General features: G+C 32.7%; 22 protein-coding genes and 2 tRNA genes. 3 read left to right on the top strand and 21 right to left on the bottom strand.

Going from position 1 to position 26,349, the window contains the following annotated elements; genetic code table 11:
- The first annotated feature begins 162 nt into the window (after positions 1–162).
- Positions 163–975 (top strand): hypothetical protein, encoded by an 813-nt coding sequence (locus tag ACWNCI_RS00665; protein ID WP_449386757.1) that lies wholly within the window; start codon positions 163–165, stop codon positions 973–975.
- Positions 976–1,367: 392 nt separating this feature from the next.
- Here ACWNCI_RS00665 and ACWNCI_RS00660 read toward each other — a convergent pair whose 3' ends face one another.
- The 5 genes from ACWNCI_RS00660 to ACWNCI_RS00640 form a co-directional block, all read right to left on the bottom strand.
- Entirely contained in the window at positions 1,368–2,399 is a 1,032-nt protein-coding gene (locus ACWNCI_RS00660) for a DUF4932 domain-containing protein (protein ID WP_449386756.1), read from the bottom strand.
- A gap of 529 nt (positions 2,400–2,928) precedes the next feature.
- A tRNA-Asp gene (locus ACWNCI_RS00655) sits at positions 2,929–3,002 on the bottom strand.
- Between the two features lie 469 nt (positions 3,003–3,471).
- Positions 3,472–4,071, bottom strand: a complete 600-nt coding sequence (locus ACWNCI_RS00650) for a hypothetical protein (protein ID WP_449386755.1) — start codon at positions 4,069–4,071, stop codon at positions 3,472–3,474.
- Entirely contained in the window at positions 4,061–6,787 is a 2,727-nt protein-coding gene (locus ACWNCI_RS00645) for an HsdM family class I SAM-dependent methyltransferase (protein ID WP_449386754.1), read from the bottom strand. Before ACWNCI_RS00645 ends, ACWNCI_RS00650 begins: the two co-directional genes overlap by 11 nt.
- Positions 6,788–6,924: 137 nt before the next feature.
- A complete protein-coding gene (locus ACWNCI_RS00640) occupies positions 6,925–7,257 on the bottom strand; it encodes a hypothetical protein (RefSeq protein WP_449386753.1) in 333 nt (110 codons plus the stop codon).
- A 437-nt stretch (positions 7,258–7,694) separates the two neighbouring features.
- Between ACWNCI_RS00640 and ACWNCI_RS00635 the strand changes: the two genes are divergently transcribed.
- Together ACWNCI_RS00635 and ACWNCI_RS00630 are read left to right on the top strand one after the other, a co-directional pair.
- Complete coding sequence (locus tag ACWNCI_RS00635; protein ID WP_449386752.1) at positions 7,695–8,819, top strand: hypothetical protein; 1,125 nt, start codon at positions 7,695–7,697, stop codon at positions 8,817–8,819.
- A 32-nt stretch (positions 8,820–8,851) separates the two neighbouring features.
- Positions 8,852–9,796: a hypothetical protein gene (locus tag ACWNCI_RS00630; RefSeq protein WP_449386751.1), complete on the top strand. Its 945-nt coding sequence runs from the start codon at positions 8,852–8,854 to the stop codon at positions 9,794–9,796.
- A 928-nt stretch (positions 9,797–10,724) separates the two neighbouring features.
- Here ACWNCI_RS00630 and ACWNCI_RS00625 read toward each other — a convergent pair.
- From ACWNCI_RS00625 to dapB, 16 genes are all read right to left on the bottom strand, one after another.
- Positions 10,725–12,287, bottom strand: coding sequence for a hypothetical protein (locus ACWNCI_RS00625; RefSeq protein WP_449386750.1), 1,563 nt, complete (start codon positions 12,285–12,287; stop codon positions 10,725–10,727).
- A gap of 582 nt (positions 12,288–12,869) precedes the next feature.
- Entirely contained in the window at positions 12,870–13,607 is a 738-nt protein-coding gene (locus ACWNCI_RS00620) for an IS1 family transposase (protein ID WP_449386749.1), read from the bottom strand.
- 259 nt (positions 13,608–13,866) lie between these two features.
- Positions 13,867–13,940, bottom strand: a tRNA-Asp gene (locus ACWNCI_RS00615).
- 126 nt (positions 13,941–14,066) lie between these two features.
- Positions 14,067–14,384 (bottom strand): thioredoxin, encoded by a 318-nt coding sequence (gene trxA, locus ACWNCI_RS00610; RefSeq protein ID WP_042721093.1) that lies wholly within the window; start codon positions 14,382–14,384, stop codon positions 14,067–14,069.
- Between the two features lie 84 nt (positions 14,385–14,468).
- On the bottom strand, positions 14,469–15,644 hold the full coding sequence (locus ACWNCI_RS00605; RefSeq protein ID WP_449386748.1) for a cysteine desulfurase family protein: 1,176 nt from the start codon (positions 15,642–15,644) through the stop codon (positions 14,469–14,471).
- Positions 15,645–15,760: 116 nt separating this feature from the next.
- A complete protein-coding gene (locus ACWNCI_RS00600) occupies positions 15,761–16,348 on the bottom strand; it encodes an HAD family hydrolase (protein ID WP_449386747.1) in 588 nt (195 codons plus the stop codon).
- Positions 16,349–16,429: 81 nt separating this feature from the next.
- Positions 16,430–17,155, bottom strand: coding sequence for an SDR family NAD(P)-dependent oxidoreductase (locus ACWNCI_RS00595; RefSeq protein WP_449386746.1), 726 nt, complete (start codon positions 17,153–17,155; stop codon positions 16,430–16,432).
- A gap of 3 nt (positions 17,156–17,158) precedes the next feature.
- The gene (locus ACWNCI_RS00590; RefSeq protein WP_449386745.1) at positions 17,159–18,475 is read right to left on the bottom strand and encodes an FAD-binding protein; all 1,317 of its coding nucleotides are present in this window, start codon (positions 18,473–18,475) and stop codon (positions 17,159–17,161) included.
- Positions 18,472–19,359 (bottom strand): decaprenyl-phosphate phosphoribosyltransferase, encoded by an 888-nt coding sequence (locus ACWNCI_RS00585; protein WP_449386744.1) that lies wholly within the window; start codon positions 19,357–19,359, stop codon positions 18,472–18,474. The genes ACWNCI_RS00590 and ACWNCI_RS00585 overlap by 4 nt, the downstream gene beginning before the upstream one ends.
- A gap of 107 nt (positions 19,360–19,466) precedes the next feature.
- Positions 19,467–20,156, bottom strand: a complete 690-nt coding sequence (locus ACWNCI_RS00580; protein ID WP_346986164.1) for an OmpA family protein — start codon at positions 20,154–20,156, stop codon at positions 19,467–19,469.
- Between the two features lie 21 nt (positions 20,157–20,177).
- Positions 20,178–20,672, bottom strand: coding sequence for a hypothetical protein (locus ACWNCI_RS00575; protein WP_346986165.1), 495 nt, complete (start codon positions 20,670–20,672; stop codon positions 20,178–20,180).
- A gap of 127 nt (positions 20,673–20,799) precedes the next feature.
- On the bottom strand, positions 20,800–22,476 hold the full coding sequence (locus tag ACWNCI_RS00570) for a S8 family serine peptidase (RefSeq protein ID WP_449386743.1): 1,677 nt from the start codon (positions 22,474–22,476) through the stop codon (positions 20,800–20,802).
- Position 22,477: 1 nt separating this feature from the next.
- On the bottom strand, positions 22,478–23,095 hold the full coding sequence (locus ACWNCI_RS00565) for a WbqC family protein (RefSeq protein ID WP_449386742.1): 618 nt from the start codon (positions 23,093–23,095) through the stop codon (positions 22,478–22,480).
- 3 nt (positions 23,096–23,098) lie between these two features.
- Entirely contained in the window at positions 23,099–23,776 is a 678-nt protein-coding gene (lepB, locus tag ACWNCI_RS00560; RefSeq protein WP_449386741.1) for a signal peptidase I, read from the bottom strand.
- Positions 23,777–23,782: 6 nt separating this feature from the next.
- Positions 23,783–25,444: a signal peptidase I gene (gene lepB / locus ACWNCI_RS00555; protein ID WP_449386740.1), complete on the bottom strand. Its 1,662-nt coding sequence runs from the start codon at positions 25,442–25,444 to the stop codon at positions 23,783–23,785.
- Between the two features lie 112 nt (positions 25,445–25,556).
- Positions 25,557–26,258, bottom strand: coding sequence for a 4-hydroxy-tetrahydrodipicolinate reductase (gene dapB, locus ACWNCI_RS00550; protein WP_449386739.1), 702 nt, complete (start codon positions 26,256–26,258; stop codon positions 25,557–25,559).
- Positions 26,259–26,349: the final 91 nt, after the last annotated feature.

Below are 26,349 nucleotides of genomic sequence, written 5' to 3'. Positions count from 1 at the left end.
TCTTTTGTATCTTCTAAATCCCTGTCTTATTGGATAACTCTCGATTTTCAGAAACTGTGAGAATTTCTCTATTTTCTAAAATTCAGTTTTTTCCCTTAATGATAATATGTTTTGGTTTACGAAATTTACAGACAAAATATTTAATCAATTAAAAAATAAAAGATGAATTATTCAAATGAAACAAAACCTGCAAAAATTTTAAACCTTAGCTCTCTTGAGGAAGTTTGTGAGAACCTTAATTTAATAAGAACTAACGATACTATTTATTTCAACGTTAAGAAAACTGAAAATAACAATGATCGTGTCTTATTTAGTCTGCAAACATCAGATATAAATATTAAACCGCAAGTAAGAAACGTGATTTGTCTCAATAAAAACAAAAGATACAACGGCTATCAGTCTTTTGTGATCGAGCCAAAAGATAAATCCACAGGTATTGCAGTTATCATGATTAAATTAGAAGAGCAGCAGACATTCTTTTGTAATGTTAGAATTTTACCTCTTTCTACATTAAGTGACATTGCAGTAACGGAATCCGAATCAAGGCTTCTAACAGTAAATCTTGAAAAATCTAACTGCATTCTTAAAATGGATCTTACCATTACGGCATCCAATATGGGAGAAGCTTTGTATTCTGTTCATGATGTTGACGTTAATGCGATTGCCGATCTGGTGACTACAAGTGAAATAGTAGAATTAAAAAGAGAGTTGGAATTTCAGGGATCTAAATTAATTGCCCATTATTTTCAGGAAATTTTTAGTATTGTATTGAATGATAATCCTTCAAATTCAGGACAGTTATCTGTAATGTCGGACAATTATATCGCTAATCTTCCTTCAGATAAATTAAAAGAAATGGTTGTGGCAAATGCGATTAGTGGATGTATTGCTCTGGAAATTGTAGGCAGCAACGTAATTAAGGATCTTAATCGGGACTGGAGAGCTGCCGGTGCTTTTATAGGATGTATATTATAAAAAATAGTTTTAAAATTATCATCTAATCTTTAAGACGTAAATCTATTGCACAAAACATAGACAAATTAACAATCATTAAAATAAATTAGCAAGAATATAAAAAATGGTGCCAATTGAAGACACTTGGCACCATTTGGCTTTGTGTGGAAAGGAACAAATCTACATCTTGACTGAAGAGGAATAATTGTAAAGATTTGCTAATATATATCTTTGGATAATTCATTTCTTATTGATGACGCAGAGTATTTTTACGAAAACTCAAATTCGTAAAATGCACAAATAAAATCAATAATGGTGAAAATTATAAATTTGATAAAATTTTAACTTTTAACCGCAATGGAAATTGTTCTTAATATATAATTGATTACTCTCACAAAAGGATACTCCACTAATTAATTCAGTGTTTCCAAATAATTAATTAGTTCCGGATAAAAATCTAATATACTTTTATACTTGCTCTTATGCTGAGTATAATTGTTAAAAAAGGAATTTAACTCTTTAAAGTATTTAAAATGTATGGACTGATTTTGAACTTCCTTCATTTCTGTTGCAGGGCCATATTTTTCACCCATTATTTTAGACACACAAACCCTAACAATTAATTCATCGAGTTCATTTTCCCATTCTGCTTCTTTAAGCTTTTCCCCTTTTGCCGTAACTAAGAAAATATTTTTTTTCTTAATTAATCTTTGCCTATACAGCGGAATAAAATCACGGAGATATAAATGGGATACTTCGTGAATTACGACATTTGGTAATGGTATGAATGTCACTTTCGAATCATTGGTCTGAACAATATTGTTATCTTTTAGGTAGGCCAGCTTAAATATTTTTTTCCCTTTAAAACTTTTGTCTTGAATTGAAATTGCATTACTCCCCAGGTTGTTTAGAATATCTACAAAAATGATTATTTCTCCTTTGGTAGGTTTATTATAATACTTTTCAGCATCAACTAATAGGTTGCTTGCAATAATTTTATCTTTAGTATATTTTACAATTTCGGCATAATCTGCCTTGTGGGCTTTCAAGAAAGCATCTACTTTACAATCTTTATAAAAAGCATTAAATTTTTCTAAAAAAATATTGATCTCTGAGCTGCGTAATTGACTACCTGAGTATGGGATTTTCAATTTGAATGGATATTTATCAGATAAATATAAACCTATACTCGAAAGATCATAGCCGTCCCATACTTTAAGATTTCTATACCAATCCAGTGATTTATGGTTCTTACAATCTGCAAAGTACTGATTGAACTGTTTGTAATAAATTGATGGAGTAGGTTTGGTATCTAACGTATCCATTGTTGCCAAGGTATAGAAAATACTGACTGCTTCAATTCTATGATCTATTTTTACAGTAATATTTTTTTGACCAAATGAATATATATGGATCATTAAAAAGAGGATTAAGATTTTTTTCATTGCTATTTTCTATAATAGGTGATACTTTTAAAATATTTTTATTTTATGTTTTTTTAATCATAAAATTTATAAGTAACTACTATTAAAAGACATTTTAGATGGCGCTTTTATTACATAGGATAAGATTGTCTTAAGTAGCTACTTGAAATACATTTGTAAACTGGCTTATCAGAAGTCATTTCCAGAGATTTAGTGACCCCGCTAGATCAATTGAAGAAGGACACTATTATGAGTCGCTTTGCATTAATAAACCGATAACCATTTCGTCGACTGTTCTAATTCTTTAGTGACCCTTTTTAACCAAATCTATAGGTCACTGACCGAGGTCACTTTTTCCATTATTACTTTTGAAAAAAACCGAATTGAATATTCAAATTTCTCAGTGACCTATTTTTAGCAGATTCGTCTGGTCACCGAATAGGTCACTTTTATATTGTTAATTTTTAACCCTGCTTGAACAGCTATAAAACAAAAAACGCTTTAAAACATACATTTTAAAGCGTTTTGTACTATTTTGATGTAATAGTTGCGATCCGGACGGGACTCGAACCCGCGACCTCCGCCGTGACAGGGCGGCATTCTAACCAGCTGAACTACCGGATCAATTTTTTAAAGAAATTGATAAAACTTCAGCGATCCGGACGGGACTTGTTCTTATTTGAAAAACTCCCTATCCATAAGCTTTATATCGTTCTCTTGTTTTTAGGTCACCGAATAGGTCACTTTTTTTAAACAAGATTAAGATTGTTTGTTTTTACTGGTGCAAATATAGGTCTTTTTTTATTTTTTGCAAATTATTTTACTAAATCTCACGAAAAATCATTGTAAATATCAGAGTCTCAAATATAAAATTCTTAAATATTTGTACTACTCAATTAAAATATATTGATTCTGAAATTCATTCATAGTAATTTAAACCAAATTAACAGTTCCATATCTGTACCATCTTGTATAAGCTAGTACATTCTTTAGTCATCATTTTATCTTGCAATATATTTTTCTATTATTATGATTATTAAAAATCTTGTATAAAACTCCATATGAACCACTACTACTAGAAGGAACTAATTTTTCAAATAGTTGGAAATTGAAATATTATGTGCTTCAAAACACCAATTGCCGTATGGTTAGACTCGTAATAAGATTTATGGAGTTTGTTTGAAATAAGTTTTAAGGTTTCAGAATTTCTCTTATCTTTTATTATTAAAGAATTTACACCATCAATTGTTTTTTCTATATCTCCTTCAAGATTATACCCCAGCATGCATCCTATTGGATATTTTTCAGATATATATCTGTCCATCCCTTCATTTATGTAAGCTCGTTTTAGAGCAGAATCATTTTCTTTTAGTCTTTTGGCCTCCATATAACATTCAAATCTCTGCATCTTCCAGACTTTAAAATACACAAAATCGATTCTTGGAAGTTTATCTGCAAACCCTTTCAACTGACTGTCTACCTCTTTAATTAACTTTTTTTCAGTTTTACAGGTAATACCTTTTTTCAAGGAAAGTTCATTCTCATTAACATAATGCCCTAGCAATTCTGAGAAATCATTCTCAAGCCAATCAGTTTGATATTTTTTTTCAGCAATTACAGTATTATACGCATTAACAATTAGTACAATACAATCTTCAGCAAAAGCTTTTATGTAAACATCACTAAGCTTCATCGTGAATTCCATTTAATATTTCCACGATTAACTCAGAAGAATCTTCCAAGGCCATTGATTGAGACCAAAACCTTCGTTGATTGGGACGAACCATATAGATATCGTTATCTAGTTTGAAATTAAGTTTCTTTCTAAAATAGATATTTGTAGCTTTTTTCTCCCACAGATTCCTGTCCAACTCTTCTAATTCATCATCAACCATTTCTTCAGAGACTAAAATATCCTTTTTTACAGTGTCGTGCGAAAGCTTTATTATCATCAATGGAGAAGATTTTAAGCTTCTTACTTTGTAAACTGTTGCATTTACAAAAACATCTTGACCCTCCAGAAATTCATTTAATTTTGCAACAATTATTTGCGCATATTCATAGGGTTGCTCTTTTAAAGTTGTCCGCAGTGCGATGGAACTTTCCTGTTTATGAAATAGATCAATATTGTAGATTATACTGTCACTTATAAGTGCTCTTTCATACTCATCAAAATCAAAACTTTCATATATTACATTATCTATATTTAGACTTATAAAATAATCAATTTCTTGATTCTCAAAATCATCTTCTAAGAATATCTTAGATTTAATTTGGGACAAAATGTTTTTTGTTGAGTCCTTAATATTTGCGCTTTGTTCTTCATCTAAATTAATTGGAATAGATAAATACTCGTTTTTCATTATCTGCTCCCTTTCTATTCCATAAGAAGAAATTGTCATAAATAGATAATAAGAACTTAGCTTTGAATTGAAATAACTTAATAAAACAAACAAATTATCATCATTGCTACCATCGGTATAAAAACCATATACACCATCTCTAAATGAACATTTTTGTTCAATATAGGATGCGCAAACGCTATTATTTTCTAATCCTTTTTTTACAATAATGTGTGGATTAATAAATGCATCGATATCACCTAATCGTCGGAATGCTGTAAGCTCTTCAATTTCATCAACGTGATTTACACTATAAAACTCTTTATAGAATTTTTTTGCTTTTTGTGTTTTTATAACATTGACCACTGGTGCCAAATCCTCTTTAGGAGTATAATACTTTTTAATAAAATCAGTATCTAAATAATCTAATTTTGTTAAAACTTCTGAATACTTTGGGGCATCTTTTTCTTGTGTAAGAATTTGAAACCCTACTCCGGAGCTTATATTTGTTTTATTTATAAATTGTTCGATTGTGTCCAACTTAGGAGAACTGAGACGTTTTATCAACTCCCAGTCGTTTAACCCTCCCCACATCGCAACTTTCCATATTTTGGTATCAGGCTGCTTACATTCCTCCCTAGGTAAGTATTTTATGTCCGTCCAATCAATACTTAAACCCTCAATAACATTAGATTTGACATACGTTTTTGGCGCGTAGTAAGTAATGGTATCGCTTTGATGATCTGGTATTTCATTTTTATAACAAACGATACTAATTGGACCTGTCGCATCTCCAAATAATTGACCTCCGAAACCTTTTTTTGCTTTGCGTAAAATCGAAAAATTAAATACCTTTTCAACATAACACTTATTAAAAAGCCAATTTCTAAAGTTTTGGTAAGTTGTACCTGTATTAGTAAGTACTTTTGTATTAAAAATCAATACAATTTCCCCTTTAGGTGCAAATGTGGTTGCTTTATGAAGAAAAGGTAAAACCTTTTCTTTAGCAAACTTTTCTTTATCACAGTAATATCTAATAGTTTCAGATAATTGATCTGTTCCGAAAGGCGGATTCCCCACAACCAGTTGAAAATCTTTTAATTCGTCTATCGCAGATAAATCAGAAATGGTATCTCTACAAAAAAGGTTTTTCCCCTTTTTTTCTTCGTTCGCTTCATTTGAGTCATCAATCAGATAGGGTAACCTGTATTTCCTGTCCTTCCAAAGATTTTTAGGATCTAGTTTATCGACTAAAGCCATGTACAAACTAAAAGCAGCAACTTTAATAGCTTGCGGATGAATCTCGATGCCGAAAATATTATCTTTTAAAATTTGAACCAAAGTGTCAAAATCAGAAAGAGATGATAGACTATGTGCATTTTCATACCTCTTTACTAACCGTTTGAAACTTTCTACCAAGAAAATCCCAGACCCGCAGCTGGGATCTAAAACTTTTAATTTATATTCTTTTTCCCCAGAATTAACAGGGAGTTTTTCGTTTAAAATAAACTCCACCAAAGAAGGTGGCGTATAGTAGGTTCCAGAATCCTCCTTAAAAATAGGATCGGTTTCCGATAAGAAATTTTCATATATTTCACTTAATAATTCAATTTGAATTATCTTAAAGTTAAAAAGTCTGAAATGTTTCCAATCATCATCAAATAATTGTTTTGTATCATTCTTTTCTCTTCCTCTGATAAAACAAGTCTTAATAATAAGTAACTGTTCTTGGCTTAGACGCTGCTCCGAATCATCTATAGTAAATACATTGCCGTTAAAATGTGTAGCCAACTTTGTAAAAAGAGTATAAGTAGCATCAACATCATCTAAAATATCAAAATATGATTCTGCACCTTCCTTTATTTGATTGTAAAAATCTTTTTCAGCTGCGCCTCTGTCTTCAAGATACAAAAGAAATAATGAACGAAGTATAATTTTATGAATCAGTTCAATTCCTAATCCCTGACTCTGTATAAAAGAACTCGTATTGACAAAACTTTTTACTAAAAAACTATCTACTCGTTTTTGTAAATTGACTTTATCTCTAATAAATTGTGCTTCATCCAAAGTCCAGATAATCCCAGTATCAATTGCTATTCTCGAAAACAGCTGATTAAGCTCTTGTAACCTAATCTTATCCGAATATAGATAGGATTGTATTTCAATAGTTTGAAGTTCACTTTTGTAATTAAAAGCATCTTTACTTAAAAGAAGTGGTTTTTCGGAACAATTGTAATTCTAATTTCATTATCAGAGTAAACGTATAAAAAAAGGACTTTTTTGTAGTTCCAAATCTTACGCTGAGTTTCAGCAATATCTTTTAATATCTCTTCACTACTGAAGTTCGAAACTTTTTTTAAAAATACAGCAGGAAAACTACTGTTGGTATTTTCGTCTCTGTTAAAATAAACTAAGTCAACACCAAACTCCTTTTCCTTTAATTCTTGTATAATAACAGCCTCATTCCCCAATGATTTCTCTTCATCGGAATGAATGGATTTTGACCTTTCTAGATCAAGAAATTTAAGTATATCCATCAGCTATTTTATAATTTTACATCTATAAAAATCTATCTTAAAAGTACAATTTTTATAGATGCAAATTTACTCCATTTTAATCTGAATCAACTAGAATTTCACTTGTAATATCAATATAAAATTAAACATTTCACCATCTTCTGATCTTTTTGCATCTTGTAATTGCAATTAAGCAGTGATTCTTCAGATGTTAGTTCAGCATAAAAATCATATTATACCGACGCCACAGTGTACAAATTCTGAATCATATATTTGGTAATCACTTTACTAATGAAAATTAAATGATAGTATTTTAGATTATCCCACACAAAATTTTTACATAATACATATATGGGTGTGTCTGTAATATTTGTTAAAAAATTAATTAATGATTCAAATTTATATTCCGTACAAATTGTATTTTTATAAGATAAATAACCTTAAAAAAAACTAATACTATGAAAAATTTATTTTATGCATTAACATTGCTTTTACTTTTGAGCATTCCAATAGATTTATCCGCACAAAACTCTATTAAAATTAATGGGGAGAGAATTTTGACAAAGGATTTTTTAGCAGACGATGGAAATTATTTTAATCGAATGGCATACAATAGAGATAATTTGTATATATCTCCCTTTTTCGGACAAGAAAACCCAATTAAATTAAAAGAAAGCTCTTTAACTGAAGTAGCATATTCTGTTTTAGGGTACTTATGTCCGGAAGCTGATAGAGGTTTGAATGTAATTGACTATAAATCTCCCAGTGAGTTTTTGCCATTGTACTCAACAAAAAGAAGTGATGAAAATTGGGACAAGCTTATTTTTAATTATTTCACAGATCATTCTGACGACATACCTGAAGAGTTTATGCAAAAGTGGAATTCTTCACAATTTTCATCTACTCAAATGAAACGGGAATTACTGATGAAGCCTGAAAACAAAGCAATCAAAGATTTGTTCTTTAGCAAATTTTTAGACGAGGAAAATACTGCAGAATATTCTCAAAAAACTAAAAAAGAAATAAAAATGAACCTTAAAATAGAGGCTGATATTAGAGCGGATTTGGATAAATACCTAAAAAGCATATCTGCTGACAATCAAAAAGCAAATACAATCAAAGCAGAAGCTCAGATAAGTATTGATAAAAAATTGAAAAATAATAACAATATTGAAATCAAATACTATAGGGTAAAACTGAATGGTACATTTTATAATTTGGTAAATAAGTTTGCGGAAAATATATGCGAAAAAAAGAATAAAAGTCTGGAGCTAAGTAATTTTGAAAAGGATTTTTACAAGAGATATATGGATGTTTACAGAGTTTTTTTAATTACACATATGCAATATATCTCGTATAAATTTGATAAAACTAAAGTAACCAATGTTGTAAACTCTATCGTGATGGACATTGATGCATCTATGAAAAACCTGCAAATGCAAGGATTAGAGGTAGATTTTGGCGTAAATCTTAACTACAAAGTTGAAAAAGAAACCAATTCTGTATATAAATCTAATGGTGGATATATTTTGCAAATTGCAGAAAATGCACAAGTTGGAAGTATTGATGGAAAGTGTAAGTAATTGGCAATTTATAAACCTTAATACATTAACCTATGACTAAAGGAGACGAAAAAAGACAAAGAATCTTTGATAAATACGTAGCAAATAGAAATCTTCTTATTGATAATGAATTACTTGAAGGAGAAAAAGACATATACATTTGCCCGATGTGTCTCGAATCTTACACTTCTATAGAAAGCGATAATCCTTTATCTTTAGAAGATGCACCGCCAAAATCATTAGGAGGCCAATCTAATGTTTTAACTTGTAAATCTTGTAATAACAAAGCGGGACATCTAATAGATTTTCATTTGACAGAAAGACTCCGAGAGCTTGATAGTGCAAAATTTCTTCCTGATACAGAGACAAAAGTAAAAATTAAACTAGGAGAAGAAGTGTTTAACGGAACGTTAAATGTGGATTCTGAGGGTAACATTTCTATGTTTAATACTAAAAAAAATAATCATCCTGTAAAGCTTGAAGAAAAAATGATTGGCTTAAAAGGTGGCCAAATTGTAGATTTTAATTTTTTGAAAACAAGGGTAATACCAGAAAAACTAGAATATGCACTTTTGAAGACTGCCTATATTTTGGCATTTCAAAAGCTAGGCAACTCTCTGATTTTTGATGACTGTTTCAATATCGTTAGAGAACAATTGAATAATCCTGATGAAAGAATTTTTCCTGAGAAATTTTGGTTTACTCCTCCCTATCCTAAAGAGCTGGAAGGCGTTTATTTTGTTTGCGATAAGGGACTTGAGTCCATATTAGTACTTTTCAACCTTGATACAGGTAATAGTTTAAGAAAATTTGGAGTATTCTTACCTTGCCCAATCAATGATATTTCAGATGTCTTGGATAAATTAAATAATAAATTTGAAGAAGAAAAAACATTTCATCTAAACCTTTACCCTTGGGAACAGGATAATGATAAATATCTGGAAGATATAGATCATATAAAAGCAATGTTTGATTGGATTAATAAAAGAAAGAACTAAAACTAAAATTGGGTTTTTATCTATTAAAGGCTCGAAGCTCATTCTTAATAACATAAATTTAAAGTTGCAAACAAAAGCAAAACGCTTTTGTTTGCAACTTTTTTTAAATAATACACTGTAAATATGTTGTATGTAAAATTTGTAATTTTACAAAAAGACTATAAAATGTACTACTCCAATACTCAGGAATTTGAATTATCGAGTTTGAACCATTCAACTTTATTTACAAAAACACCAATAGATTTTGAAGCATTGAAAGAAATTTTGGAAATAGAATTCCAATCGGAATCGTTGCTTTTATCAACCAATATTATTCGTCTATAGATCGAGGAACTATAAATCTTTTCAAGGTTGATGATGACTATAAAGTAACAGATGCTCTTTCTGAAATTATTGTAAAATGTGACTTTATTTATGATGTACAGTACTATAGTGGATGCAAAGATCTAGATTCAACAGACGAAGACCAATCTATGACCATTACCATAAAAATTTCTAAGAGTTCTAGAACAATAGAAATCGTTGGAGACCCAATTTACACGAGAGACCCTGATGAATATTAGCATCAGTCAATGTATCAACTTAAAAGTCAAATCAATTCTTTCGTTGAAATTATTAACTTAAATATTTACTAACATTAAATTCATAATTTTAGTTTAAAAAACACATAGTTTGTAGCAATATTTTAAAAACTAAATCCATATTTATGGGCAGTATTATAATTTATCTACCAGTTAGTTATCGCTGACAAGGGAATAGAAATCACTTGAAAGAAATTCTTTTGAAGTATACAATGCTCTAAAAAATTAAAGCAATTAATTGATGTTTTCAAAAACCAGAAATATACAGATTAATCTGATTCCTAGTTTTTGATCTACAATATCTTGACAATACCAATCATTCCGATAAAGTATCATTTGCCTCCCTTCTATTCCGCAGAAATTATATTGTTCATAATTTCGGTAAATGAAGAAAGAATTCCCAATTCTTCGGGAACATATTTGTTCATATAAAAACGAGAAAATACTTCAAATGGTGTTAAGCTAAAGTTTGTATTTTCTATATGTTGCAAGTATTGATCAATAATCACAAAAATATCCAGATAGTTATGGTTCAGATAATCTTGGTGCATTTCAAAATAATTTAAATTAATAAATACAACATCCCTTACTTTAACGTTTTTAATATCAAGATTTTCTATTTCTTTGGTAAATAATTTTTTAAAATGGTAATTGAATCCTTCTACACCAAATGTATTATCCGTGTAAACAATTACCGGGAAAATTTCCAAATCAATATCGGGAACTGAAGTATCAAACGAGACAGAATGATTGTCAACATCTTCAACAGCATTAAGAAGCTGTGTTATACCTTTAGATTTATTCTTCTTGTTTTTTAAAAACTTTTCTTCCAGTGCTTTGAATAATCTCTCTTGATTACCACTGTTTTTTGCTGATGCGCTCAATAAAACATCTTTAAATTCTATCAGACATATTTTATTAGAATCCCGCATATAAACATCACACAGCTCTTCCCTCTTTGAATTGATACACTCGCTACCATAGAATTTTATCAAGCCTGGAAAGCATAAATCTAATACTTCTCGCAGATATATTTCTTCCGAAAAATCTTTGCCCTTTTCAGAAAGAAAATTAGTTTCTATACCTTTTGTTTTGAGAAATGCCATAAATGAGAATACTTGTGCCTTGTAAAATTGATCCAGAAGAAAATTTATATTCAAAACCAAAAATTCAAATTGACTTATTTTAAAAAGAAATTTATTTCTAATCATTCCAAAACTGTCATCTGCCCTGTAATTTGAAATTTCAGAATTTATACAGAAAGATTCGATATAATCAAGATCAATCTCTCCAAACCCATTACTGGTCTGTAGATTAATTTGATGACTGCGCTCTTCTGTAGGATGTCCAATATTAACTTCCGTAAACAGAACCATTAAGTTTCTAAACATTCTCAGATAACCACTCACATTTTTATTCTCATAATATTCTATAACCAAATCCCTATACTTAGCATTATTTTCCAAATATTTAAAAAAAGATGCACCTCGGGCGACTTGATTGTTAAAATCAAGGGAGGAGGCATAATCTTTTTGATAGATAAGATTAGTTATTAAAAACTCGTTCATTTTATCTTCTTCCTGAGTATTCTGAAGATCATCCTCATCGAAATCAACTTTGCCATTAGCAATGCCATTCACAATAAGCAATGCATCAAATACTCTTTTTGCTTCATCGCTTGACAGATTTCTTTCAGCAGAATTATTGAAATTTTTGAAAATCAACCCGTAAAACAACAGGCAGGAATAATCCCATAACATTATGGGAGAATTACCATTTTTTCCTTGTTTTAGAACCTCATCTTTCCATTTTTTCTTAGCCGTGACATCGCATTTGTCAAGCAGTCGGCTGACCAGTTTAAACTGAATTTTTCCGGTTTCATTACCATTATTAGACAAATATAAATTCACGATGCATTCCGAAATGTAATCTAATAATGCAACCGAAGAAATATTACTGATTAATTCCTCGGCATCCTCAATTGTTTTTTCGGTACCGTAGTACAGATGATAATCAAATAAAGTATAGATTGTTGATCTTGTATCCATAAAAGTTAGTTAGTTTTATTTATAATAAGAGAATACTCCAAACTGTCAAAAAGCAAAAATATTCTTTTTTTTAGCATATCGATATTATTCCAAATTCAAAAGTCTTGGATTTTGATTGTTTTAAAAACGACAATTTACATATCATATCAATGAATCGTACTGATGTAGACGTCTTTATTGATGAGTTATACAATGGAAACTTAAATAGGAAATTGAAATTATTATCTAAGTAAAACACTAGATAACAGAGTTTGGCTTATTAACAGATTTGATCTTCCAAGCTTAAAAACGTATAGTACGGCTTTACAGCAAGAATCGATAAAAATCCTTCATACACTTGTTGAATTTGATAAACTATTATTAATTGAAGGCAAGCCGGGAGTTGGAAAAAGTCATTTTGTAAATTCACTTGTTGAGGTATATATGTAAAATTACAAGTTCATATTATCCCTTTATTAAATGATTAGTTCGACTTAATAAACTCTTTGATTCCTTATTTTCATTAAAAGAAATTCCCCAAAAATAGATTTTCAATATAGCGTCCGTGTATTTATCCTTTTGAGCTTTATTGATACTCTTTCTTCCCAATCGCTTTATATGAGTTCGTAAATCAAGGAATTTTCGCTCAATATGATTGGTTTCTCTTCGTTTTGTGCTATGAAGATGCTTAGGAATTAATTTAGGATAGATATTCAAGCGATCACTGTATATCTTTTTAGGATTCGCAAAAAGCAAAGTATCTATAATACATTGTAGCGTTTTAGTCGTTCTTCTGCCAAGCTTATAGTCAATTACTCTCTTTGTCTCCCTGCAATAGGCTGCAACTACCCACCGTTCATTGGTTTTACTTTGAGTGTATGTTTTTAACTCATCAATTTCGATTGTAATATTCTGAGGGATTGGTGGCTTAACAACCTTAGAAGCGATTTTTAAAATCTTTTTTAGTACTGTCGTCTTGCTGACATCAAGTAATCTGCTAATTCCTCTAATACCAACTCCTTCTTTTATCAGCTGTTGAATATTGTGATTAGTATTTTTATGGTATGCACGATAAGAATAGTTCCCTATGAACTTCTTTTTACATTTTTTGCACTGATAGCGCTGTTTATTTTGAGATGTTATTCCTGCCTTGATACAGTAGCTGTAATTACAGTGAATACATTGATTCCGCCGTTTATTCATAATGATTTAAAGTAAATTAGTAACTCCACATCTGAACCATCAGCTTTTGGACTAATGCATTCCGGAGTCGCTATTTTGCTTTTTTAGTCGGCAAAAATAAAAAACGATGAACTATAGTACATCGTTTTTTTTATTATATCTTTATATGGTATTGATAATCAATGAAGTTAATTAAAAACTCCACATCTGTACCATTACCCAAAAAATGCTTTAAAACATACGTTTTAAAGCGTTTTGCACTATTTTGATTTAATAGTTGCGATCCGGACGGGACTCGAACCCGCGACCTCCGCCGTGACAGGGCGGCATTCTAACCAGCTGAACTACCGGATCAAATTTTATAAAGAGCTTGTTTCTTTTTTGTGATTGCAAAAGTACAACTTTTTTCCTTACGTACAAATTATTTCCTAAAAAAAAGCCTCCCAAAAATGGAAGGCATTCATTATCAAACTTATTATTTTACAAGTGTGCGCTTAATTTTTCAGCGATCACATGTTTTGGAGTTACCCCAACTAATTTATCTACAACCTCACCATTCTTAAAGATAAGAACCGTAGGAATATTTCTGATACCATATTGCATCGAAATATCCTGGTTGTTGTCTACATCTACTTTTCCTACTACTGCTTTTCCTTCAAAATCTGTTGCAACTTCTTCGATGATTGGCCCTAACGTTCTGCAAGGTCCACACCATACCGCCCAAAAATCTACCAATACCGGCTTATCTGATTTTAAAACCGTTTCCTGAAATGAGCTGTCTGTAATTTCTAAAGCCATTTTGTTTCTTTATTTAAATTAATATTATCTTCTTTTATCTATCGCTAAATACAACTCCAAAATTACGCCATTTGGGTAATAGAATTATCTATGCTCAACATTTGTATTTTCTATAACAAAATCTTTAGAAATCTCATGTAAGGCATCAGCTAAAGCATCAATATCCTGTCTGGTAGTCAGATGACTGAACGAAATTCTTAAAGGCGTACAGTGATCCATTTCATCTTCTGAAAGAACCATCATCATTACCATAGAAGGTTTAGATGCACCCGAAGAACATGCGCTTCCCTGTGAAATCGCAATTCCCTTCATATCTAGCTGAAGACCTATTAAAGAATTTTTATATGGTAACAAAGCACTTAAAACCGTATAAAGACTCCCGCTTTTTTCTGCACTTCTTCCGTTAAATTTAATTCCGGGAACAGCTTCCATAAGTTTTTCTACAGTATAGCTTTTGATATCCTGCATATGGTTGGTATATGCTTCCAGGTTGTTAAGAGAAATCTCCAGAGCTTTTCCTAAACCAACAATTCCTGCTACATTCTCTGTTCCCGCTCGCAAGCTTCTCTCTTGGGGCCCTCCGGTAATAATTCCTTTTAACCCGCTTGATTTTCTTATAAAAGCAAAACCAATTCCTTTAGGCCCATGAAACTTATGGGCACTGCAAGATGCAAAATCGACTTGAATATCAGAAAAATCAAGTTTCATATGGGCCATGGTCTGTACCGTATCTGAATGGAAAATCGCCTGATTAGCTTTGCATAATTCCGCCACTTTCTTTATATCCGTAAGATTTCCGATTTCATTATTGGCATGCATTAAACTTACCAATGTTTTTTTATCTGAAGACTTCAATAATTCTTCAAGTTTTACAAGATCAATATCTCCTTTTCCGTTGGGACGAATATAATTTACCTCTACTCCCTTTCTGTTTTTCATGTCGAGAATACTTTCAGAAACACATTTATGCTCCAGAGGTGAGCTTATAATTCTCTGTACGCCAAGATGCTCAACAGCCGATTTGATAATCATGTTGTTGGATTCTGTACCGCAAGAGGTAAAGATGATCTCGGCAGGGGTAACGTGAAGATAATCTGCAACCTGTCTCCTTACATTTTCGATAAGAATTTTTGCTTCCTGTCCAAAACTATGTGTTGAAGACGGATTTCCAAAATTCATTTTCATGGTATCTACCATGGCTTCGATAACTTCTTCTGAAAGAGGGGTTGTAGCAGCGTTATCTAAGTATATTTTATTCATTTTACTTTGAAGATTTTATTTCTACGGAATACAGTTTTATACCTGAAAACAAAGTATAAAGAATTATTTCAACTTAAAAAAGCTCAATTCTATACATTCATTTTCAGTACCCAAAATTAGTGAAAAAATTGATAATGTCCTTCATTTGCCCATTTAAGCATTGGCCTATCTCCGGAAGTATCTCCGAAAGCAATGATTTTATCGTATTTTTTATTGATAATTTCTGCCTGAATGCGGATCAGTTTCTCTTTTCCGTTGCAGTTTTTCCCTATAAAATTACCCGTAAAAACACCATTTTTAAACTCTGCTCTTGTCGCAACAAGCTGCATCTGAAATGCATCAGCAAAGGGTTTTGCCCAAATATCAAGCGAGGCTGTCACCAAAAGGCTGTGTGTATTTTCACGATCAATATTCTGAATAAAGTCTAATGCATTTTCCCGCACAATCTTCGGATAATGCTGTTCAAAGAACTGTTTGGATTTTTTTTCTATTTTTTCCTGCGTTTGCCCTTTAAGAATAGAGCCAATGAAACTTTTTTTTACTTTTTCGGTTTCAGCGAGTTTTAATTTTAATAAAACGAAAAGCGGAACATGCTTTAAAAACTGTAATCTGAATTTTACGGGATCATAAAACTTAAGATACATAAACATAGTATCTTTATAAGTCAGAGTTCCGTCAAAATCAAAACAATACAATTTCTTCATTGGAATTTTCGTTTAATTTATCTTAACGCAAATGTCGTAAAGATATTTTTATTATTGTAAATTTTCATTCACTATAAACATTTACAGCTTTAACTTTTTAAATATAAATTCCGGAATATTTCTGATAATTAACATAATTAATCCCCAAACCGGCAGTACATATACAACATTTTTCTTCTTCCTGAAAGCTTTAAAAATATGCCTTGCAGCCTGATTGGGTGTTGCCGTAAGTTTCGGATTCAAAGGCAGACCTTCCGTCATTTTTGTAGCCATAAACCCAGGTTTCACAGTAAGAACATGAACTTTTTTATCAGAGAGATAATTTCTCAAGCCACTTAAATAAGCTGTAAAAGCAGCCTTTGCACTTCCATAGATAAAATTGCTCTGTCTGCCGCGATCTCCCGCTACAGACGAAAGACCGATAATCGTTCCTGATCTTCTGCTTTCAAATTTCTGCACAAAATAATTCAAAACCGGCACCAGTTTCGCATAATTGATGTCAATTATTCTTTCCGTATTTTTATTGTCATACAATCCATCTTCTGTCCCTTCGCCTAAATATCCTGCTGCACAAAACAAAAGATTTGAATTGATGTTTTCAAACTTGCTGTAATCTGTTTCTTTCATAAGATCAAGTTCTATGACTTCAGCCAGCTGAAGAAACTTCACGTCAATATGTCTTGCAAATCTTTCGGAGGTTTCCTTGCTGGAAGTGATGAGATAAATTTTCTCAAACCTCTCTCCTTCCCTCAAAGCTTCTTCTACAAAAGCCTGTGCCACTTCCGATGTGCTTCCTATAATGATCATTGGCTAGATATTATTTATGATTCTTTTATGCTGCAAAGACACAAATTTTGAACTTTGAACATTTTTGAGATAATTCGTAAGAGAAGATCTGCTCACGCTGTCTTTGGTAAGATAAATTCTTCCGTTGTATTCCTGAACAATATCATCCAGCCTGTCAATCAATTTTTTCAGCTTTGAATTTACTTTAAAATCCAGGGCCAGTGAATATCCTTCAAAAGGAAAAGAATTGTAAGCCTGCGGATTTTCTTTTCCATACAGCTTTAAAACAGCCAGAAAAGATCCGTTTCCACTATTGGCAATTGTTTCAAGGATTTTTCTCATTCCTTCTTTGCCTGTTTCTTTCGGGATCATCATCTGATACTGGATAAATCCTGATTTTCCGTAAATTTTATTCCAGTCTTTAACGAAATCCAAAGGATAAAAGAACGTTTCGTAATCAATAAAACTCGTCACTTCTTTTTTAGACTGCTTTTTAAAATAGAAGAAATTAAAAATCTTCACCGTTAAAGCATTTAAAACAAACCCGGGAAAATAAAACGGCACGGTAGGTTCAAACTTTTTCTTTAAACGTAAGGGATTTTCTTTTAAATTTTGCGGAAGCTCGTGCTGAAAAGCATGTTCCCCTCTCATTAAAATACTTCTGCCTATATTTTTTCCTTTTTGAAGACAGTCAATCCACGCAACGGTATAAGTCCAGTTTTCGCTTTCTTCAAACAAACTGAAAATTTCATCGAGATTTTCAGCTTTTATGCTTTCCTGCCGGATATATGCCGTCTGGATATTTTTCAGCTTAAATTTTGCAGTAAGAATAATTCCTGTAAGCCCCATTCCTCCAATTGTAGCCCAGAACTTATCTGAGTTTTCTTCTCTCGAACAGGTAATAATATCACCAGTTTCAATCATTAATTTAAACTCAATCACGTATTCTGAAAAACAGCCTTCCATATGGTGATTTTTGCCATGAACATCGGAAGCAATAGCGCCTCCTACAGACACGAATTTCGTACCGGGAGTAACGTATAAAAAATAACCCTGCGGAACTGTAATTTCAAGAATATCTGAAAGCAAAACACCGGATTCGCATTCGATGATTCCGTTCAGACGGTCAAAACTTATGAATTTATTTAGTTTTTTTGTAGAAAATATATGCTCTCCCAACGATGCATCACCATAGCATCTTCCATTTCCTCTTGCTATAACTTCATTATGGTTTAATACAAATTCTTTTATTTTAAGGAAACTGTCTTCAGATCTCATTTCCTTTTCTACAATGGGATAATTTCCCCAGTTGGTCACTTTCTGTATAAAATTCGGCTTCATTTTTTAAAATAAATTTGAATTAAAAATGTAGCAACCCACAACAGCAAAGTAATCTGAATATATCTGTCACGATAAACAATTTTGGTAGGAGATTCCGTTCTGTTGTACACCAGAGTCTGTTGCAAATACCTTAAAAAAGCAAATACAACAAAAATTACCGTATAAAAAACACGTTGGTGAAATTTTGCCTGAACTTCCGGCGACAGGGTAAACATGATGTAGCAGACAATGGCCAGCGTTACAGAAATGGAAAGAGCAATATCGGCAAACTGCACATTGTATCCGTCCAGCGCTTTTCTCGTTTTCCCCGAAACCTGTGCATTGATAAGTTCTCCTCTCCTTTTACCGATTGCCAGTACCAAAGCAAGAACAAATGTAAGTAAAATAGCCCATTGAGAAATAGTAATACCCGTCATATACCCCCCGGCCAACACTCTGAGAACGAATCCCAGGGCGATAATGGAAATGTCAATAATCGGAACATGCTTTAATCTGAATGTATAGGCGAGATTCATTAAAAAATAAGATCCTACGATGGTAGCAAATTTCCAGAGATTTTCATGAAAATAAGCCTGTGCAAAAAATACAAGTGCGATATCAGCAGCAATAAGCCCTATGAAAATACCTATTGCCTGAGATTTCGAGATCTCACCACTCGCCAAAGGCCTTCTTCTTTTTTCGGGATGTTTACGATCTGCTTCGATATCATTATAATCATTCAGAATATAAACGACACTTGCTGCCAAAGAGAAAATAATGAAAGCGAAAATACTTTTAGTAAGTAAATCGAGGTTTTTTATATTTCCGGAGAAAAATAATGGAACAAAAACAAACAGGTTTTTTACCCATTGCTCGACACGGAGCAGTTTCAAATATTTCTTCATCTATGTTATTTCAGATACAAAAATAATAATTTTCAAAGAATATTACGATAAAAATACAAAAATAACCGCAAATGCGGTTATTGATGAAAATATTTATATGTTAATTACTATTGTGCGTTCTTAGCATCATTGATCATTTTTTCATTCGCTGTGATCGCGAACTCTACTCTTCTGTTTTTTGCTCTTCCTGCATCCGTGTCGTTTGAAGCTACAGGCATGCTTTCGCCTTCACCTTTTGCAAACATTCTTCCTGAAGCAATCCCTTTACCTGTAAGATAAGTTTTTACAGCATTTGCTCTTCTTTCTGAAAGAGACATATTGTAAGAATCGCTACCCTTGCTGTCGGTATGACCATAGATATTGATATTGGTATCAGGATTATTGATAAGAACCTGAGCCAGTTTATCAAGATTATTTTGAGCAGTACTGGTAAGCGCAGAAGAATCGAAGTCAAAGTTTACAATGCTTTCATTTAATGTAATCTTAATACCGTCACCTACTCTTTCCACTTCAGCACCCGGTAAAGTTTCTTTAATTTCTCTAGCCTGCTTGTCCATTTTAGAACCGATTACATTACCTGCAACACCACCGATAACACCTCCTAAAACAGCGCCAATTGCTCCGTTTCCACCTCTTCCTACATTATTTCCTAAAATCCCTCCAATTACTGCTCCGGATGCAACTCCTACTGCAGTACCTCTTTGCTGGTGGTTAGAATTCTGTACAGCTTCACAGCTTGTAAGTAATAAAACTGAAGATAAAAATAATCCTCCTATATATGTTTTTGTAAATTTCATTTTATTTAATTTTTAAGTTAATTATTTCATTCCTGTTCTTTCAAAGTTATAAACAACTCTTACATTTTCTCCGTCAAAAGGAATATTCTGTTCCAGTGAAAACTGATCTGTCATCTGATTTGTAAGGGTAAGTGTATAACCTGCAGTATTTTGCTTTGCCTTCGTACCGTCCGCTATTTTTTTAAAGTTAAAAGTATTTCCGCTTACAACATCTATTTTAATTGGCTGCGTATAACCTCCGCCACATGTTCCTCCTCCACTTACCGTATAAGCACCAGTCCAGTTATTAGGAATCAGTCTCCAGTGGCTTCCTACGAAACACTGCGCATCAATTCCATCATCAAATGGTTTAATTTTAAATTGTTTATCATAGTTAATGCTGACAATCTGCCAGTCACCTTTCATTTTAAGAAATTCTGATCTTTGACTTTGAGCCGTTTGGGCATTTTTCACTCCGGAACAAGACACCGCAAAAAGTGATGCTCCTAACATCCCTGTAAATAGTAACTTTTTCATTTTGTAGTTTATTATTATTTGTTAATATAAAATTACAAAAAACCGTGCCAAAATTGAAAGATAAAAATAAAAAAAGTCCGAAAATTTCGGACTTTGTATGATTCAACCTTAATTACAGGTGGATATGCTATTTTTTAACAGTCTTTTTTACGGATTTTTGAACCTTTTTTACAGCAGGTGATTTTCCGTTATAAAAGTTAGTATAAGCGTACTCCGCAGCTTTTTTAACATCAATAACTCCCCCGGCCTGAGAGAAATCTCCAAATCCTTCTGCGGTACTCGGATTGCTTGATTTCACTAAAGATTCAATAATCTGAGCAGGTGTAAGAGTTGGCATATAGGCCAATAGAATAGCCGCTGCACCCGCAACAACAGGAGAAGCCATAGAGGTCCCCTGAAGATATTTATATTCATTGTGAGGAACGGTAGAATAAATTTCATCACCCGGAGCAAATACATTTACCATTTTTTTATTGTAATTGGAAAAGCTTGCTCTTAAGGCGTTGTTATCATTAGTACTTGCTCCCACCACCAAAACATTGTTTACAAATGGTTTTTCGTCAGTTACATTTTTGAAGTTTGTAGGATAAGCTAAATGTTCAGCCACATCTTCATTCTCATTACCCGCTGCTTTCACGAGTAAAACTCCTTTATCCTGTGCATATTTGAAAGCATCCCAAACTACATTTTTCCCGGGTGAAACGGGTTTTCCAAAACTCATATTAAGAATTTTAGCTCCGTTGTCTACAGCATAGCGGATTGCATTGGCAACATCCTTATCTCTTTCATCACCATTAGGAACAGTTCTTACAGACATGATCTTGGCTACTTTTGAAGCGACACCATATTGTATTTCAGTTCCGTTTGGAAGTCCTGCAATAATTCCCGCAACGTGTGTTCCGTGCATGGCATCAGGACCTTCGTAATGGTTGTTTCCGTATTTTTTTTCTGAATAATCGTCATAATTATCACCTACGATTTCTTTTCTCGGATCATAATCAAGATTATACTGCTTTTCCTGCGGTCCAAAATAATCTAATGCCTCCTTCATTTGATCACGCATCATTTTTTCAAATTCAGCAGCAGATTTTCCTTTAAATTCAGGACTCTGAGCAACCCTGCCAAGAACCTGTGCAGCCATAGCTTCTGTTTGGTCTGCAGGTTTTATTGAAGCAATATTTTCAGGAGTAACGGCTTTTCCGTTTAACAATTTTACCATTGTCGGAATCGCATCGTTAATCATTGTATAAGTCTGCAAACCTTGTTTTGCTTCTACACTTTTCTTAGTGAAAAGCTCTTTAGATTTCATATACATCGCAAATTCTTCCGGCATTTTAGCCTGGTTTACTTTGTTTTTGGCAGAATCATCTCCTTCAAAAACAGGCTTGTATTTAGCAACAACACGCGTTACCTCCATGTTGTCAATGTCTATATCTCCGTTTTTTCCACCGATGAAATTCCATCCGTGAACATCGTCGATGTATCCGTTTCCATCGTCATCTTTACCATTGCCCGGAACTTCATTAGGATTTGACCAGATATTGCTAACCAACCCAGGATGATCTACCTGAACACCACTGTCCAGAACACCTACAACAACCGTTTTAGGTTTAAGACCTTTCGATTCTAAATATTTATACGCGTTTCCAGTATTAACTCCATAAACTTTTGTAGCAGCGAAATCTTTATGATACCATGTCATAAGATCTTTATCCTTCATCGGATCAGTGCCTGCTTTAGCTTCCTGCGCATGCGAGAAGCCAAATCCCACTAAAAAAATAGCGGCTAATAATACCTTTTTCATGTTAGTATGATTGTTTAATATTTTTAATATAAGTAAGAGATTCAGGACCTTTGTTACAGATCAGGTCTAAAATTGACAAATCTCCTAAAAAACCTAATTTATCTGAAAATGTCTGATAATATTCTTCCATTTCAAATTCCGAAGGATTTTTTGCTGAAAACTTTTCTCTGAAACTAATTTCTTCGGGATTTCTGATGTATTCTGTATTCAAAGACCATGCCTTTTCAGTTTTAAGGATATTTTGGATAATTTCCAGTGCTTTAAGATTAAAATTAATCAGATTTTGTTCCTTTATCTCAAATATTTTTCTGATTTTATCTTCATAAAATTCAAAATAGGGAGAACTCTGATAGGCTGTTTTAATAGACTTCCAGTGAAGGTTTCTCCAGTCTTCGCGGTAAGAAATTTCAATATCTTTAAATTCCCTTTTACCGTTATGGGAAATAGGTATTATTAAAGACAATTTTCCGTTTGCACCATATATATTGGCTCTGTTTCTATAAGTTTGTTTCGGAAAGCTTTCAAACTGCTCAAATAAAATTTCGTTTTCCGGATTCAGGAATACCGAAAACCATGAAACCGGCGGTAAATAAAATGCCGGTAATAATATATTGTTCATAACTTAATTTTTAGGATAAATAATTCTTCCGGTTATTTCATTTTCATCAATAAATCCCACATATCTTGAATCTAAACTTGCATTTCGATTGTCGCCAAGAAAAAAGACTTTTCCCGGAGGAATTGTTACTGGCCCGAAATTGTCTGCATTCCAGTTTTTATGATACATTTTAGCAATCTCCGGATCAGGATTGGGATTAATAAACCTCTCATAAAAGAAATTATCATTCAATTCGTTTTCACTTAGGTTAGTCAGGAAATAATCATTATCAAACTGATAGAATTCATTTTCTGATATTCCTTTTAACATCAAATCATTGACAAAAGCTCTGTCAATTTTATATAAATGTTTTAAATTAATTCCCGTTCTTGCTAACTTATTATTTACCAAAAGATTTCCATTTTTAATCTCAACCTTATCTCCTTCCGTTCCCACTAACCTTTGGACATAAACACCTTTACCAAATTCTTGTCTATCCTGATTGTAGGTCAGTAATTTAAATTTTTCATAAGGAAGGATATTAGTAATTATTACAAATGAGCCTTTTTTGATATTAGGTTCACCACCAGCCTGTGGTACATAAGCATATTGCAAAACCCCGGAGAGTTTTGCAATAATTAAAAGCGTTACAACAAAGCTTCCTGTAAGGAGAACTCTATTAAATATTTTATTTCTAAACATCAGATATTATAAATCGTCTTCTGTTTTTTTCTTTTTAAATAATTTAACGAAATATTCCCACCCAAAGAATAAAATAAGAATCATCGCTGCAATCCACCAGTACGAAGTTTTATTGGCTTCACCTGTATTGGTTGCTTTAAACATTCTGTCCCAACGGATTTTGAATGGCGCCTGATAGGATGAAGAATTATCTGCAAAAGCACCCTGCAAACTCATCCATGTAAACATTGGTTTTCCTACAATATTTTCTTCAGGAACGAAACCAAAGAATCTCGCATCTAAAGAAGCATCTCTGTTGTCCCCGATCATCATATAATAATCCTGCTGAATGGTATATTGATTCGTTTCTTTTCCGTTGACGAAAATTTTTCCGTTTTTATTTTCTAAGCTGTTGTGCTCATATTTAGAAATAATCCATTTGTATTCTGGCAAAGTCTCCTGATTAAGTGTGACAACATCACCTTTTTTAGGAATCCTTAGAGGTCCATACCAATCCTGATTCCAAGGTTTGTTGATTGGAAAAATTGACTGGGTAGTATCAATACTTTTTGTATAAGCTGTTTTGTCAGCATTTAATTTATAAGAAATTGTAGCAGAATCTTTAGGATAAATGTTTTCTTCCATGCTGATTACATTCGGAAGGGCTTTAATATCTTTAGCTGTCTTATCTGTAAGACCTTGGAATATATAAACAAATCCGCCGTTTTTTTCATCCTGCATTTCTCTTACAGGTAAGAATCCATAAGTATTGTATAAACTTGGAATATCTAACTGAGTTCCTGTATTAACGGTATAAGCATGCTGAATTTCCTGATCCCCTAAAATAGTTTCCGGTTTTCCATTCACGTAAAGTCTTCCGGCTCTCATCTCGAAAGTATCACCAGCAACGGCAACACATCTCTTTACGTAAGGATCTTTTCTGTCAATTGCCGTATGCACGGAGTCCTGAGGATAATTGAAAACAACTACGTCATGTCTCTGCGGTTTATTAAACTGCAAAATTCTTTCATAAGGCAGTTTTACAGCGTCTACATAAGATTTCGGATCGTCTTTAGGATTACCTTTTTCACCGGTATCCATAATGGTTCCCTGCAGGAATGGTATAGCTAAAGGACGCATCGGTAGTCTGTAACCATAGCTCCATTTATTCACAAAAAGGAAGTCACCCACCAATAAAGTTCTTTCCATAGATCCTGTAGGAATTCCGAAAGGCTGCGTTACAAAAACGTGGATGATCGTTGCAAAGACTACGGCAAAAGTAACAGATCCGATGAAAGAGTCTTTCTTTTTTTCACTCTTTTCTTCATCTGTCAGGAATAATTCATTTTCATCTTCCAGCTCAACATCTTTGCTGTAGTTCACCGTTGCCATATAAATAAACGGGAGAATTACCGTAAGAAGTTTGTCTTTAAAAAGTATTTTCCCGAATTTTTTCATTAAATATAAATGAAACACCGACATCATGATGGGTCCTACGATTGGTAAATAAGACAAAATCGCCCACCATTTCGGATGTTTGGTTTCTTTTAAAACAATAAAATAATTGTAAAAAGGAATAAAAGCAAACAAAGGATTGTACCCAAGCTTTTTGAACAGTTTCCAGGTAGAAATCCCCATCAGTACAGACAAAATGAGAACGTAAACTGTATAAGTTAAAAAATAATTCATAAATTTTTGTGCCTAATCTATAATATAAGTAATGAGTAATGGGCAATGAGTAATTCTGTATTGCTGATCATTTACTGCTAATTAGTTTGCAATGTAGGAATTTTGTTACAAACTAAAGTCCCAAAACATCCTGCATTGTGAAATTTCCTTTTTTATCTTTAATCCATTCTGCGGCGACTACCGCTCCTAATGCAAAACCATTTCTATTGAACGCCTTATGTTTAATTTCAATTTCATCTACATCACTTCTGTAAAACACACTGTGCGTTCCCGGAACCTCATCTTCACGGATGGCAAAAATCCCAAGCTGATTCCCCTGAGTTTCTTCTAGTTTCCACGAATCAAATTTCGGATTGTTTTTAAAAATGCCTTCCGCAATAGAAATTGCTGTTCCACTCGGGGCATCTTTCTTGTGAATGTGATGAATTTCTTCTAGCTGACAAGAGTATTCATCCCTATTTTTCATCAAATCTGCAAGCTTTTCATTTAAAGCAAAAAACAAATTAACGCCTAAACTGAAATTAGAACCATATAAGAAAGCCGTCTCATTTTCAACGGCCAATTGCTCAATTTCAGGCTTTTTCTCAAGCCAGCCGGTTGTTCCGCAGATGACAGGAATTTTATTTTCAAGGCAGGCTTTAATGTTTTCGTAAGCCACTTCCGGAAGCGAAAATTCAATGACAACATCCGCATTATTAAGATTTTCAGCAGTTGGAGTTTCTTTGAGTCTGGCAACCACTTCATGACCTCTTTTAGTGGCAATTTCATCGATGATTTTGCCCATTTTGCCGTATCCAACAAGTGCTATTTTCATATTTTATTTGTTTGTCTGCTTATATTTTTAACGCAAAGATCGCAAAGTTTTTGTTCAAAATCATCCTTCATATTTTCGTTCGCAAAGGCGT

The sequence above is a fragment of the Chryseobacterium lineare genome (assembly GCF_977014045.1).
Note: the sequence above shows the minus strand (reverse complement) of the source record. Positions and strands in the feature narration are given on the sequence as shown.

Bases quoted from the DNA above. Each gene is read 5' to 3' on its own strand.
- ACWNCI_RS00665 (WP_449386757.1), top strand. From the start codon at position 163: ATGAATTATTCAAATGAAACAAAACCTGCAAAAATTTTAAACCTTAGC.
- ACWNCI_RS00660 (WP_449386756.1), bottom strand. From the start codon at position 2,399: ATGAAAAAAATCTTAATCCTCTTTTTAATGATCCATATATATTCATTT.
- ACWNCI_RS00650 (WP_449386755.1), bottom strand. From the start codon at position 4,071: ATGAAGCTTAGTGATGTTTACATAAAAGCTTTTGCTGAAGATTGTATT.
- ACWNCI_RS00640 (WP_449386753.1), bottom strand. From the start codon at position 7,257: ATGGATATACTTAAATTTCTTGATCTAGAAAGGTCAAAATCCATTCAT.
- ACWNCI_RS00635 (WP_449386752.1), top strand. From the start codon at position 7,695: ATGAAAAATTTATTTTATGCATTAACATTGCTTTTACTTTTGAGCATT.
- ACWNCI_RS00630 (WP_449386751.1), top strand. From the start codon at position 8,852: ATGACTAAAGGAGACGAAAAAAGACAAAGAATCTTTGATAAATACGTA.
- ACWNCI_RS00620 (WP_449386749.1), bottom strand. From the start codon at position 13,607: ATGAATAAACGGCGGAATCAATGTATTCACTGTAATTACAGCTACTGT.
- trxA (WP_042721093.1), bottom strand. From the start codon at position 14,384: ATGGCTTTAGAAATTACAGACAGCTCATTTCAGGAAACGGTTTTAAAA.
- ACWNCI_RS00605 (WP_449386748.1), bottom strand. From the start codon at position 15,644: ATGAATAAAATATACTTAGATAACGCTGCTACAACCCCTCTTTCAGAA.
- ACWNCI_RS00600 (WP_449386747.1), bottom strand. From the start codon at position 16,348: ATGAAGAAATTGTATTGTTTTGATTTTGACGGAACTCTGACTTATAAA.
- ACWNCI_RS00595 (WP_449386746.1), bottom strand. From the start codon at position 17,155: ATGATCATTATAGGAAGCACATCGGAAGTGGCACAGGCTTTTGTAGAA.
- ACWNCI_RS00590 (WP_449386745.1), bottom strand. From the start codon at position 18,475: ATGAAGCCGAATTTTATACAGAAAGTGACCAACTGGGGAAATTATCCC.
- ACWNCI_RS00585 (WP_449386744.1), bottom strand. From the start codon at position 19,359: ATGAAGAAATATTTGAAACTGCTCCGTGTCGAGCAATGGGTAAAAAAC.
- ACWNCI_RS00580 (WP_346986164.1), bottom strand. From the start codon at position 20,156: ATGAAATTTACAAAAACATATATAGGAGGATTATTTTTATCTTCAGTT.
- ACWNCI_RS00575 (WP_346986165.1), bottom strand. From the start codon at position 20,672: ATGAAAAAGTTACTATTTACAGGGATGTTAGGAGCATCACTTTTTGCG.
- ACWNCI_RS00570 (WP_449386743.1), bottom strand. From the start codon at position 22,476: ATGAAAAAGGTATTATTAGCCGCTATTTTTTTAGTGGGATTTGGCTTC.
- ACWNCI_RS00565 (WP_449386742.1), bottom strand. From the start codon at position 23,095: ATGAACAATATATTATTACCGGCATTTTATTTACCGCCGGTTTCATGG.
- lepB (WP_449386741.1), bottom strand. From the start codon at position 23,776: ATGTTTAGAAATAAAATATTTAATAGAGTTCTCCTTACAGGAAGCTTT.
- lepB (WP_449386740.1), bottom strand. From the start codon at position 25,444: ATGAATTATTTTTTAACTTATACAGTTTACGTTCTCATTTTGTCTGTA.
- dapB (WP_449386739.1), bottom strand. From the start codon at position 26,258: ATGAAAATAGCACTTGTTGGATACGGCAAAATGGGCAAAATCATCGAT.